A 13452-nucleotide genomic window follows, 5' to 3' on the forward strand; every position below is an offset into this window, starting at 1 on the left:
CTCATGTCCATACCCACCTCGACCCAGCCGGGCGCGCAGGCCGCTCCCCAGAAGGACGAGGAGCAGCGGCTGCGCGAACTCGGTTACCAGCCGGTGCTGGCCCGTCGCATGGGCGGCTTCGGCAACTTCGCCATCAGCTTCTCCGTCATTTCGATCCTGTCCGGCTGCATGACCCTGTACGGCTTCGGCATGTCGGCCGGCGGCCCGTCGGTGATGCTGTGGGGCTGGGCCGGTGTCGGCCTGTTCGTCCTCTGCGTCGGCATGGCGCTCGCCGAGGTCACCAGCGCGTACCCGACGTCCGGGGCGCTGTACTACATGGCGGACCGGCTCGGCGGCCGCAAGTGGGGCTGGTACACGGGCTGGCTGAACCTGCTCGGTCTGCTCGGCGCGATCGCGGGTATCGACTACGGCGCCGCGCTGTTCACCGGCGCGCTGATGAACCTGCAGTGGGGCTTCACCCCCACCCCCGGCAAGACCATGATCATTTTCCTCTGCATTCTGCTGCTGCACGCCGTGCTGAACCTCTTCGGTGTCCGTCTGGTCAGCGTGCTCAACTCGATCAGCGTGTGGTGGCACCTGGCCGGCGTCGCCGTGATCGTCAGCGTGCTGGCGATCGTGCCCTCCCACCACCAGTCGCCGTCGTTCGTCTTCACCGAGTTCGTCAATGACACGGGCTGGGAGAACCCGCTCTATGTGGCGGCGATCGGCCTGCTGCTGGCGCAGTACACCTTCTGCGGCTACGACGCCTCCGCCCATCTGTCGGAGGAGACCTCGAACGCCTCGGTGTCGGCGGCACGCGGCATCGTCCGCGCGATCTGGGTCTCCTGGATCGCCGGTTTCGTACTGCTCGCCGGTCTGACGTTCGCGATCCAGGACTACGTGGGCACCCAGGAGAGCGCCACCGGTGTGCCTCCGGCCCAGATCCTGATCGACGCGCTCGGCACCTCGGGCGCCACCGCCATGCTGCTGATCGTGATCGCCGCCCAGCTGTTCTGCGGCAACGCCGAGGTCGCCGCCGCCAGCCGGATGGTGTTCGCGTTCAGCCGCGACAACGCCCTGCCGGGTTCGGCGCTGTGGCGCAAGGTGAGCGCCCGCACCCAGACGCCCGTACCCGCCGTGTGGCTGTCGGTCGCCGTCGCCGGACTGCTGGCGCTGCCGTCGCTGTACTCGGCCACCGCCTACGGTGCGGTGACCGCGATCAACGTCATCGGCATCACGCCCGCCTACGCGATCCCGATCTTCCTGAAGCTGCGCGCCGGAAACCGCTTCGAGCAGGGACCCTGGCACCTGGGCCGCTGGTCCAAGCCGATCGGCTGGATCGCCGTGGTGTGGGTGGCCATCGTGACCGTACTGTTCCTGCTTCCGCAGTCGTCGCCGGTGACCATCGACTCGATGAACTACGCGTCGGTCGCACTCGTCGCCGTACTGGTCCTGGCCACCATCTGGTGGTTCGTCGCACGCCGTTCCTACAGCACGCCGTCGGCGTACGGGAACGCCCGCGAACAGGCGGAGATCGCCGCGGACATCGTCTGACACGACGGCTTCCGCGCTCCCTTTCTCCTCGACCCCTCCTGGACCGTCCGGTCCGGGAGGGGTCCGTCATTCCATGGGATGCGGTCAGCGCAGCAGCAGCTGGAGTCCGCCGAGCACGGTCGCACCGAGCACCAGTCGCTCGAAAAGCTTCTGGTTGATCCGATCCACACACTTCCGGCCGATGTACGCGCCCGGGACGACGAACAGAAGCATGGCCGCGTCCAGCAGCAACGACTGCGCGTCGATGAGGCCGAGGCCCACACTGAACGGCACCTTGGAGGTGTTGACGATCAGGAAGAACCACGCCGATGTGCCGAGGAATCCGAGCTTCCGGAAGCCCGCGGACAGCAGGTAGAGCGACATCACCGGGCCGCCCGCGTTGGCGACCATGGTGGTGAAACCGCCGAGCACCCCGTACGAACGGGCCTTGAGCCTGCCTGCCCCGGACAGGCCGCCGGCCTCGTCCGGAGCCACCTTGTTGTCGGCCCCGGTGCGGCGCCGCCAGATGGTGACGCCCGCCATGAAGAGCAGGATCGCGCCGATCGAGGTCCTCACGGCGTCGTCGTCGGCCCACATCATGAAGACGGTGCCCATCACCACGCCCACGGCGACGGCGGGGAACAGCCGCAGCAGCGTCGGCCAGTGGGCGTGCCTGCGGTAGGTGAAGACCGCGAGCGCATCGCCCGCGATGAGGATCGGGAGCAGAACTCCGGTGGACTCGCGGGCCGGGAGTACGGCCGCGAAGACCGCGAGACTGATCGTATTGGCACCGCTGACGGCCGTCTTGGAGAAGCCGACGAGCGTGGATGCCGCGGCCAGCGCCGCCAGTTGCCAGAGTGTGAGGGTGTCCATGCCAGGTGCAGATGCTAATCGCACGCACTTCCGAACCGCCAGCCCGCCCCTCCGCTCAACGTCCGCCTTTGCACCGACTCATCCGATGTGTTGGCTCCGCACACGCACGAGGCTTGCATCAATTGCCTTTATTTACCGCCCAGTTGCCCGCCTGAAGGGTTGACCCCGGATATCAGCATTGCAAGCATCGGATGTCTTCGTGAGTGGCTCCCCTGCCTCCACGCGCATCGGCCCCCAGCGAGAGAGCGACGGCCATGGCATTCGTACCGCACAGCTCATCCGTAGGGCAGAGATGGCGGCTGTTCTGTCTCTCCCTGGTCCTCGCCGTATCAGCGGCGCTTCTCGGCGCGCCCGCCGCCACCGCCGAGGTCCAGCATCCGCGCCAGCAGTGGATGAGGGAGTCCACCGCCGGCCTGTTCCTCCACTGGGGCATGTTCACCGCGCCCCGCCACACCGACTGCGCGACGTGGGAGCACGACGTCACCGCGGGCGGCTGGTCCCCCGACTACTGGGTCGACGAGGCACGCAAGCTCGGTGCCTCCTACATCGTCCTGGCCACCTTCCACAGCAGGCTCGGCTACGCCCGCCCCTGGCCATCGAAGATCCCCGGCAGCTGCTCCACGGACCGCGACTTCCTCGGCGAACTCGTGAACGCGGGCAAGGCCAAGGGCATCAAGGTCATGCTGTACATGACCGACGATCCGCAGTGGCACAACGAGGTGGCGGGGGTGCGGACCCTCGACTCGGACGCCTACTCGGCGTACAAGGGCGAGAAGGTCGATCTGACGACCCGCGAGGGGTTCGGCCGGTTCAGCTACGACCAGTTCTTCGAGGTGATGGAGAACTACCCGGATCTGGCCGGGTTCTGGATCGACAACGACAACGAGTACTGGGAGAGCCACGAGCTCTACGAGCAGATCCGGGCGAAGCGGCCGTCCTGGTTGTTGACCAACAACAATGAGGACACGCCGATCATGGACACGGTCAGCAATGAGCAGAAGACCGGCATGACTCCGGCGTACGACTACCCGTCGGCCGCCTTCACACCGATGCCGCGCATCTCGGAAGGCGACTACAAGCTGCCGACGAGCGGCGACTGGTGGTACGACGGCAAGGACCACCCGGTGGACTTCCGCCTGAGCACCGGCCGGTACATCACCAACGCGGGCTCGTCCATGAAGTCGCTGATGGCGGAGACGGCCATGGTGAACGGCAGGTTCCCGCCGAGCCAGCAGGCCTACAACGACTTCATGGCCGGGTGGACCGCCCCGATCCGGTCCTCGCTGGAGGGCACCGAGGGCGGCGGCTACATGTACGGCGGGATGCAGCCCGGCTTCTGGAACGACGGTGCGCACGGCGTCATCACCGTCGGGCCGGGCGCGGTGACGCAGTACGTGCATGTGGTGACCCGGCCCCGAACCGACATGGTCCGGCTGCGCGACAACGGCTACCGGGCGACCCGGGTGACCGATGTGCGCACCGGCAAGGACATGGCCTTCAGCCAGTCCGGGGGTTACCTGACCATCCTCGACATCGCCGACTGGGATCCGTACGACACGGTGTTCAAGGTCGAGACGGACGGCCGGCAGCACTCCTACTACCCGCAGAAGTCCCTACGGGCCACTGCCTCGTCGGCGGCCGACGGGCACCCCGGCGGGGCGGTCGTCGACGGAAGCGACGGAAACTACTGGGACAGCGACGGGAAGCTTCCCGCCTCCGTGACCATCGACCTCGGAAGCCTCCGGAGGGCGACCTCGCTCGCGGTGAACCAGCGCGAGTGGTCGCCGACGCACGCACGGTCGACCTTCGGCAGGCCGGAGGACTCGGCGCGGATCAAGGACTACGCGGTCTCGGCGAGCGACGACGGCAGGCACTGGAGGACGGTCCGGGCCGGCGCTCTGCCGAGCGCTCGCGGAGTGCAGCTCATCGACATCGGTGAGCAGAAGGCCCGCTATCTGAAGCTCGATGTCCGCAACACCTGGGCCAGCCCGCAGGCGCCGGACTTCTTCGGCCGACTGAGGATCGACGAGATCAAGGTGGCGTACGGGGCGCCGGTGTCGGGCTCGGCGCAGGTGCCGCTGGAGGCGGAGTCACGGCGCAATGACCGGGACGGCGCTGTGCGGGCGTCCGCGTGCGGGGCCTGCTCGGGGTCGGCGCGGCTGGTCGGATTCGGCGGCGGATCCCGTAACTCCGTCACCTTCCACGACGTGACAGCCGCCGAAGCCGGCAACTACCGGCTCCAGTTCGACCACACAGCCGGTGCCGCGGCCTCGCTGTCCGTACGCGTCAACGGCGCGGCGGCGATCAACGTGCCGGTGCCGGCGGGCAACCCGGACGTGCCGGGGTCCACGGCGGTCTCCGTGCCCCTGACCGCCGGGGCGAACACGGTCGAGGTGTTCAGCACGGCGCCCCGGGGCCCGGGTCTCGACCGGATCGCCGTCGGACCGCTGCCACCGGCGTCGTACGCCCCGAAGACGACCATGACGGTGGAGCCCCACGGGCTGCAGTGGGTCGGCGCCGGGCAGCGGTCCGTCCAGGTGACGGCGGAACTTCGGCTGGACGCGGATGATGTGCTCGACGGTGTTCGGCTCGCCCCGAGGGCGCCCGCGGGCTGGACGGTCGAGGGCGGCCCGGCGACGGCGTCGTCGCTGCGGCTCGGCCAGACGCTGAAGGCGCAGTGGACGCTGCTCTCGCCTCCCGGTGCGGACGTCACCCCGACGACGGTGCCGGTCACCGCGGAGTTCCTGACGCTCGGTACCCCGCACACGGTGACGCAGAACGTCGGCATCCGGCCGCGCCCGGCGGACCGGGTGTTCATGCGCGAGGCCGAGGACTCGCGGAACAGGCTCGGCACCGCCGGGCTCACCGGTTGCTCGCCCTGCTCCGGCGGGGAGAAGGTACGCAACATCGGAGGCAGTGCGGCGGCCGATGTCCTGTTCCCCGATGTCACCGTGGACCGGGCGGGGACGTATCCGCTGTTCATCGACTACACGGTGAACGGGGACCGATCGTTCCTGGTGAGCGTCGACGGCGGTGCGCCGGTCGAGGCGGCGGTGAGCGGGATCGGGAACAGCACCCCGCAGACGACCTCCGTACCGGTGACGCTCACCGCGGGGTCCCACACGATCAGGGTCTACAACGACCGGAAGTCCGCGCCCGACCTCGACCGGTTGTCGCTGGGACAGCCGTAGGGGCGCTGGGCGGGTTCACCTCAGGGGCCGTTCCTCAACGGCCCCTGAGGCATGTCCGTCCCGGGCCGGGGCGGACGTGGCGCCGGGAGGGGCACGAGTGCCCCTCCGTCGCCGCGGACCAGAACCTTCTCGGTCTCCGGGCTCCGCCTCCTTTCCGATCGGTCTCGAGTTCGCTGACGGTGGGTGGCGTCGAGCAGGGCTCGCAACGATGTCGCGGGGCCGTCGGCGCGTACGGAACGGAGATGATCGGCCGTGGACAGCGCGGGGGTGATCGCTATGCTGCCACCCAAGCGTTCGCAGGAAGCGTTCAAACGAACAATGCGCAGCGGTACGGCGAGGGGGCCATCAGCATGCGGGAGCCGGTTGAACTGAGGCGTCAGCGAATCCTGTCGGTGGTGCAGTCGCGAGGCGCCGTCAAGGTCAGCGTGCTCGCCGCCGAGCTGGATGTCTCGGTGGTCACGATCCGCCGGGACGTCGAGGAGCTGACCCGGGCCGGGAGGCTGCGGCGCGGGCACGGGGTGGCCCGGCCTGTGGTCGACGCGGCGGAACCCGTCCCGGTCCCGGCGGCGCGGACCGCGGAGCCGGCCGGCGACGCGGGCGCGGTGGCCATCGTCGTACCGGAACGGCATTCGTATCTGTACGAGACGCTGCACGGCGCCCGGACCGTGCTGGAGGAGTCCGGGATGCGGATCGCCCTGCACATCGCGCCGCAGTCGGCCGGTGCCGAACGACCGCTGGTGGAGCGGGCCCTGGCGGACGGGGCCCGTGGACTGCTGATCGCCCCGCGGTGGCGCAACGCCCGCTCGGAGGAGCTGGACTACGGCTGGCTGGCGGAGGTGGGCGTGCCGACCGTGCTGATGGAGCGGCGGCCCCGGCCGGGCAGTGCCCTGCACGCCCTGGACTCGGTCTGTTCCGATCACTGGTACGGGACGCATCTCGCCGTGGACCATCTGGTGGCGCTGGGCCACCGCCGCATCGTCCTGGCCGCCCGTGACGACAGTCCGACGGCGCGCACCATCCGGGCGGCGTTCGCCGGGATCGCGGCGGACCGGCCGGAGGTGGAGGACTGGTCCGTGGTGCTCAGTTCACCGACGGCGGTGCCCGGTCCCGGGCCCGGGTCGCCGAGCGCGGCGCTCCGGGTCCAGGACGCTCCGGCACCGGCCGAGGGCACCGCCCCGGATCTCGCCGCCCTGCTGCGCGAGCGGGGCGCCACGGCAGCCGTGCTGCACGGCGATGTGGACGCGCTGATGCTGGTGCAGCGGATGGCGGAGAGCGGGGTCCAGGTGCCGCGGGACTGCTCCGTGGTGGCGTACGACGACGTGGTCGCGGCCCTGGGCAGTACGCCGCTGACCGCGGTGGCGCCGCCGAAGGCGGAGATCGGGCGGGCGGCGGCCGAACTGCTGCTGTACCGGCTGACCGGGCCCGCCGGTACCACCGGACCGGTGCGCCGTACGGAGCTGCTGCCCACGCTGAAGGTGCGTGGTTCCGCCCTGCGGGTCACCCCTGTAGAAGACTGAGCGTTTGACCGCTTTCATTTTCTTCTGAGCGATCTATTGACCCGTACCGATCAGCCGATCAGGATTCCCCGTGTCTTGAATCAGGAGCCGCGGGAGGCACCCATGCCCGGTCGACAGAGCCGTCGATCCGTGCTCGCCACGATCGCCGCCCTGCCTCTGACAGGCGCGCTCAGCGCCTGCAGCAGCAGCGACGGCGCATCGCGGTCGGGCAGCACGAGCAACGCCGTCAGCACCGGCGCGAAGCGCGCCACGCACATCACCTTCTGGTCCGCTCTGCGCGGAAGCCAGCAGGTCGTGGACGCGTTCAACCGCACCCACGACCGCATCCAGGTCGACTTCCAGCAGGTCCCCTCGGGGGGCCAGGGCGGGTACGCGAAACTCAGCAACGCGGCGCGGGCGGGCAACGCCCCGGACGTCGCCACGATCGAGTACCCCCAGCTCCCCGGCTTCGCGATCGATGGTGTCGCTCGTGAGATCACCGGTCTGATGAGCGACGGGCTGCGCGCCGAGATGCTGCCGCAGGCGCTCGCGCTGACCACGTTCGAGAAGCGCATCTTCAGCGTTCCGCTGGATGTCGAACCGATGGTGATGCACTACCGCACCGACCTCTTCCAGCAGTACGGACTCCACGTGCCGCGCACCTGGGACGAGTTCGAGGAGGCGGCCCGTACCGTACGCCGGAAGGGCAGGGGCCGGCGGCTGGCGAACTTCGCCACGGACGGCGCCCCCCAGTTCGCCTCGTTCGCCTGGCAGGCCGGTGCCCAGTGGTTCGACACCGCGGGGGGTGCCTGGAACGTCTCGCTCGCCGATGAGCCGAGCCGTCGCGTCGCGTCGTACTGGCAACGGCTCATCGACCAGGACCTGGTCTTCATGAACCCCGTGGACGGCCGCCAGAGCGACGCCCAGATCAGCAACGGCCAGGTCCTCGTCCGGCTCAGCGGAGCGTGGGACGCCGGGGCGCAGATGAACGCCCGGCCCGCGCAGAAGGGCGCATGGGCCGTCGCGCCACTCCCCCAGTGGGATCCGGCCGCACCGTCCCTCGGCACCCATGGCGGCTCCACCTTCGCGGTGACGAAGGACAGCAGTCACCCGGAGGCCGCGATGGAGTTCATCGAATGGCAGGTGTCGCACCCGGATGCGCTGCGGGCCCGGCTCTCCAGCGGCACCAGCAGCCAGTATCCGGCCGCCCCCGGCCTCGTGCCCGTCGGCCGCAGGGCCTTCGACCGGAGCTACTACAGCGGTCAGGACATCTACCGCGTCTTCGAGGAGGAGGCGCACAAGATCCGGGACGGCTGGATCTGGGGGCCTCGGATGACCGCCACCAGCAAGGTGATGCAGGACGGCTTCGCGCGGGCGAGCGGCGGTCAGGGCTCATTGATCGATGCCGTACGCGCCGCCCAGAAGGGCACCATGCCGGACCTCAGGGCACTGGGCCTGTCCACCACCGAGCGCACCAGCTGACCGCCCCGTATCCCCTTCCCAGCAGCAGAGAGGCAGGTGACACCCATGACCAGCCCCCTCACCACCGCCCCCTCCTCGATCGGCTCCACGCGCCCGGCCGACGCCCCGTCGTCCGCGGCGCCCGCACGCACCACCCACAGGTCGTCGCGGCGCCGTGAACTCGGCGCATGCGGCGCCCTGATGACGCCCTTCTTCCTCCTCCTGGTGACGGTCTTCCTGATCCCCGTCGGGACGGCCGTCTGGCTGAGCTTCTTCAGCGACGACCAGCCAGGGCTCGGCTTCGGGCCGGAGCACACCGTCTTCGTCGGACTGCGCAGCTACACGGCCGTGCTGACCGACCCGACGTTCCTCAGCAGCCTGGGCACGGTGGCGCTGTACTGCGTGATCTACATCCCGCTGATGGTGGTGTCCGCCCTCGCGCTGGCACTGCTGCTGGACTCCGGAGTGGTGCGGCTGCGTGCATCGGCCCAGCTCGGGCTGTTCCTGCCGCACGCCGTCCCCGGCATCATCGCCGCCCTCATCTGGCTGTACCTGTACACGCCCGGGCTCAGCCCGGTGATCGACCTGCTCGGCAAGGCCGACATCACCATCGACTTCCTCGGACTGCACACCGTCCTGCCGTCCATCGTGAACATCGCCCTGTGGAGCAATCTCGGCTACAACATGGTGGTCTTCTACGCCGCTCTGCAGGCCGTGCCGCGCGAGGTGATCGAGGCATCGGTCGTCGACGGCGCCGGACCGGTCCGTACCGCCCTCCAGGTCAAGACGCCACTGGTGCGCCCGTCCATCGTGATGGTGGCGATGTTCACGCTGATCTTCGCGCTTCAGCTGTTCACCGAGCCGATGCTGCTCAGCCAGGCCAGCCCGATGATCAACTCGCGTTTCTCACCCAGCATGTACATCTACGACGCTGCCTTCACCCGGAACAACTACGGCCTGGCAGCCGCCGCCTCCGTCGTCCTGCTGATCTGCACCGTCGCGCTCTCCTACGGCGTCACCCGCTGGACCAACCGCGCCACCGCCCCCGAGGAGGACGCCCGATGAGCGCGACGAGCACCACCACCCGCACCGCCACCACGCTGCGTCCCCGGCTTCTTGGCCGCTCCGTCGTCAATCTCGTCGTGGGCGTCTCGGTGCTGTACACGCTGCTGCCGGTGCTGTGGCTGGTGCTGGCAGCGTCGAAGGACCGGGACGCCCTGTCCGGCAGTGACGTCCTGTCGCTGAATCACTTCTCCTTCGTGCAGAACCTCAAGGACCTGTTCGCGATGGACGGGGGGCTGTACGGGCGGTGGTACGGCAACAGCCTCCTGTACGCGGTCCTCGGCGCCGCTCTCGGCGCCCTGGTGAGCATCGCCTGCGGCTACGCCTTCGACAAGTACCGTTTCGCGCACAAGGAGAAGCTGTTCGGGCTGGTCCTCGCCGCCGTCATGGTGCCGCAGACCGTGCTGGCCCTGCCGCTGTATCTGATGGCGTCCGGCACGGGGCTGGTGAACACCTTCTGGTCGGTTTTCATCCCGGTGCTCTTCAACCCGTTCGGCGTGTACCTCGGCCGGATATTCAGTCAGGGATACGTCCCCGACGAGGTTCTCGAAGCGGCCCGGGTCGACGGCGCCGGCGAGCTGACCACCTACTTCCGGGTCGCGCTGCGGATGCTGGGGCCCGGCCTCGTCACCGTCTTCCTCTTCCAGCTCACCGCCATCTGGAACAACTTCTTCCTGCCGATGGTGATGCTCTCGGACCAGGACCTGTATCCGGTCAGTCTGGGGCTCTACACCTGGAACAGCTCCGCCACCGTCTCCCCCGAGTACTACCCCGTCGTGATCATGGGCTCGCTGCTCGCGATCCTGCCGCTGATTCTCGCCTTCGCCCTGCTCCAGCGGTTCTGGAAGTCGGGGCTCACCGCGGGCTCCGTCAAGTAGCGGGCCAACCGGATCACGTCCGCGCCACTCCCCGACCAGGAGCATGATGCCCAGCACCGCCTCGACCGTCCCGACCGCCCCCACCACACACCGCCGACCACGCGCCGCCGTCGCCATGAAGCCGGACGCCGCGGCCGCCGTCCTCACCCCCGGAGCCCTGGCCGCACTCGCCGGGGTGTGCGAACTCGCCCCTCTGCCCGTCCTCGACGACTTCATCACCGAGCGGGCCCGCGCCACGCTCGCGGACACCGAGATCCTGGTCACCGGCTGGGGCTGCCCACCGCTCGACGAGAACGTACTGGCGGCGGCACCGCGGCTGCGTGCCGTCGTCCACACGGCGGGCAGCGTCCGCGGTCATGTCACCGAGGCCTGCTGGGAGCGGGGCATCGAGGTGTCCTCGGCGGCGGCGGCCAATGCGCTGCCGGTCGCGGAGTACACCGTCGCGATGATCCTGCTTTCCGGCAAACGAGTTCTGGAGCGGGCCCGCGACTACCGTGCCGAGCACTCGCGCGACGACTGGCTGCGCACCTCGGCGGAGGTGGGCAACTACGGGCGCACCGTGGGCATCCTGTCCGCCTCGCTGATCGGCCGGCGCGTCATCGAGCTGCTGCGCCCGTACGACCTGCGGGTGCTGTTGCACGATCCGTGCGTCTCCGAGGCGGACGCCGCCGAGCTGGGCGTGCGTCCGGTCGGCCTCGCCGAACTGTTCGCGCAGAGCGATGTGGTGAGCGTCCACACTCCGCTGCTGCCCGCCACCCTCGGTCTCGTCAGTCGCGAACTGCTCATGTCCATGCGCCCCGACGGGGTGCTCATCAACACCTCGCGGGGCGCCGTCGTCGATCAGGACGCGCTCACCGATGTACTCCGGCAGAACCGGATCCGCGCAATTCTCGACGTCACCGACCCCGACACGCTGCCGTCCTCGCACCCCCTGTGGGAGTGCGAGAACGCCCTGATCACTCCCCATCTCGCGGGCTCGCAGGGCAACGAGTGGCGGCGGCTGGTCGACCTGGCGGTCGGCGAGATCGACCGCTGGGCCGCAGGCGACGGCTTCGCCCACCCCGTACGACGCGAAAGGCTGGCATTCCTCGCATGACCTCTCCTCTTGAACTCCCCTCCGAAGACCGCGGCGCGAGCCCGCACACCGGCTACACCCGGGCGCACTGGGAGGCGGCGGCGGACGGAATGCTGCGGGCTGCCTGGCAGTGGTCCACCCCCGGCAGCGCCCTGCTCGACCTGCCGGGGCGGCCGTCCGGCTCCGGGGTGCGCTCGGACGGTCTGGAGGGCTATGCCCGGACGTTCCTCGCCGCCGCGTTCCGGGTCGCGGGCGCGGACGGCAAGGACCCGCACGGCTGGGTCGACCGGTACGCGGACGGTCTCGCGACCGGTACGCGGACGCCCGGCCGGGACGACCTGGAGTCCTGGCCGCTGATCCTCGACCACCATGTGCAGGGCCAGCCGATGGTCGAGTCCGCCTCGGTCGCCATCGGGCTTCGGCTGACCCGTCCCTGGCTGTGGGACCGGCTGGACGCCGGTGTCCAGGACCGCGCCGAGGAGTGGCTGCGCGGCGCGCTGCGGCACACGCCCGCCCCCAACAACTGGTACCTGTTCCCCTACTCCGTGGCCGCGTTCCTGGAGTCGGTGGGCCGCGGTGACGCGGAGACGTCCCGGGCGAAGGAACGGGCGCTGGACCTGCTGGAAAGCTGGTACTGCGGACAGGGCTGGTACTCCGACGGGGACGGTCGCGCCTTCGACCACTACAACGGCTGGGCGCTGCACCTCTACCCGATGCTGGACGCGCACCTGTCGGGCGACCCGGAACTGTCCGCGCACTACGGCTCCCGGCTGCGCGAGCACCTGGACAACTACACGCTGCTGTTCGGCGGGGACGGTGCCCCGGTTCACTTCGGGCGTTCGCTGACCTACCGGTTCGCGGCCGGTTCGGCTGTCGCGCTGGGCGCCCTCACCGGGCACACCCCGCTCTCCCCCGGCGCCTCGCGGCGGGTGATCAGCGGATCGCTGCGCTACTTCCTGGACCGCGGCGCGACGGGTACGGACGGGCTGCTGAACCTGGGCTGGCACGGCCCGCACGAGGCGACGCTGCAGCACTACTCGGGACCCGCGTCCCCGTACTGGGCGTCCAAGGCGTTCGTCGCGCTGCTCGCCCCGGACGGCCATCCGCTGTGGACGGCGACCGAGGAGCCCGCGCCCAGCGAGGGCCCCGACCGGGTGCTGGCGCTGCCCGCACCGGGTCTGCTGATCCAGTCCACCCGGGCGGACGGCATCGTCCGGCTGCACAACCACGGCAGCGACCATGTCCGGCCGCACGAAGGCGAGTCGGGTGTGCAGGACGACCCGCTGTACAGCCGCTGGTCGTACTCCACGGTGACCGGCCCCACGTCGCGGGTGAACGCGGCGGACAACCACCTGGCCGTCGTCGTCGGCGGAGTACGCAGCGGCCGTCGCAGCATCCGCCCGCTGGGCGCGGGAGGGGGCGACGGCTGGGGCTGGGCGGCATCCTGGCACCGCCCCGTCTTCACGTCCGGTCCGTCGATGGTGCCGGGGATGCGGGTGGAGAGCGTCACGGTGGTCCGCGGCCGGTACGAGCTGCGGGTGCACCGGGTGCTGGGCGCCCCGGACGGGGCGCGGGTGGAGCAGACGGGCTGGGCGACCGGCCCGGACGACTCCGCACGGTCCGAGCTGCACGGCCTGCACGGCTGGGAGACCCGGGACGAGGTACGGGCTCCGCAGGGCACGGCGTACGCCCGGTGGGCGGTGGTGCCGAGGCTGGGCGCGGAGGCGGAGGGAACGGTTCTGCTGGTGTCGCTCGCGTCGCTGACGACGGAGGCGGAGCCGACGGGACTCGCGGCGGCGGTCAGCGGTGTGAACGTGGACGGCGACACGGTCGAGGTCGGCTGGGCGGAGGACGGAGCGACGACCCGTATCGCCTTCGAACCGCTGACGGTCGAGCACGGCTGA

At 70.0% G+C, this 13452-nt stretch carries 9 protein-coding genes; 8 read left to right on the forward strand and 1 reads right to left on the reverse strand.

Going from position 1 to position 13452, the window contains the following annotated elements; translation table 11 throughout:
- Window positions 1–3: 3 nt before the first annotated feature.
- Window positions 4–1533, forward strand: a complete 1530-nt coding sequence (locus ACFU6I_RS08810) for an amino acid permease (RefSeq protein ID WP_384363149.1) — start codon at window positions 4–6, stop codon at window positions 1531–1533.
- Window positions 1534–1617: 84 nt separating this feature from the next.
- Here the strand turns inward: ACFU6I_RS08810 and ACFU6I_RS08815 are convergent, their stop codons facing one another.
- Entirely contained in the window at window positions 1618–2385 is a 768-nt protein-coding gene (locus ACFU6I_RS08815) for a sulfite exporter TauE/SafE family protein (protein ID WP_384363151.1), read from the reverse strand.
- Window positions 2386–2639: 254 nt separating this feature from the next.
- Here ACFU6I_RS08815 and ACFU6I_RS08820 point away from each other — a divergent pair, with 254 nt between their 5' ends.
- The 7 genes from ACFU6I_RS08820 (at window position 2640) to ACFU6I_RS08850 (ending at window position 13452) form a co-directional block, all read left to right on the forward strand.
- Window positions 2640–5576, forward strand: a complete 2937-nt coding sequence (locus ACFU6I_RS08820) for an alpha-L-fucosidase (RefSeq protein ID WP_384363153.1) — start codon at window positions 2640–2642, stop codon at window positions 5574–5576.
- Between the two features lie 350 nt (window positions 5577–5926).
- Entirely contained in the window at window positions 5927–7093 is a 1167-nt protein-coding gene (locus ACFU6I_RS08825; RefSeq protein ID WP_384363155.1) for a substrate-binding domain-containing protein, read from the forward strand.
- A gap of 102 nt (window positions 7094–7195) precedes the next feature.
- Window positions 7196–8554, forward strand: a complete 1359-nt coding sequence (locus ACFU6I_RS08830; RefSeq protein ID WP_384363157.1) for an extracellular solute-binding protein — start codon at window positions 7196–7198, stop codon at window positions 8552–8554.
- A 45-nt stretch (window positions 8555–8599) separates the two neighbouring features.
- On the forward strand, window positions 8600–9598 hold the full coding sequence (locus ACFU6I_RS08835; protein WP_384363159.1) for a carbohydrate ABC transporter permease: 999 nt from the start codon (window positions 8600–8602) through the stop codon (window positions 9596–9598).
- Window positions 9595–10473 (forward strand): carbohydrate ABC transporter permease, encoded by an 879-nt coding sequence (locus ACFU6I_RS08840; protein WP_384363161.1) that lies wholly within the window; start codon window positions 9595–9597, stop codon window positions 10471–10473. The genes ACFU6I_RS08835 and ACFU6I_RS08840 overlap by 4 nt, the downstream gene beginning before the upstream one ends.
- A gap of 43 nt (window positions 10474–10516) precedes the next feature.
- Window positions 10517–11569 (forward strand): hydroxyacid dehydrogenase, encoded by a 1053-nt coding sequence (locus ACFU6I_RS08845; protein ID WP_384363163.1) that lies wholly within the window; start codon window positions 10517–10519, stop codon window positions 11567–11569.
- Window positions 11566–13452 (forward strand): DUF2264 domain-containing protein, encoded by a 1887-nt coding sequence (locus tag ACFU6I_RS08850; protein ID WP_384363165.1) that lies wholly within the window; start codon window positions 11566–11568, stop codon window positions 13450–13452. The genes ACFU6I_RS08845 and ACFU6I_RS08850 overlap by 4 nt, the downstream gene beginning before the upstream one ends.

The sequence above is a fragment of the Streptomyces sp. NPDC057486 genome, assembly GCF_042802415.1.
In the GTDB taxonomy this organism is placed as follows: domain Bacteria; phylum Actinomycetota; class Actinomycetes; order Streptomycetales; family Streptomycetaceae; genus Streptomyces; species Streptomyces yanii.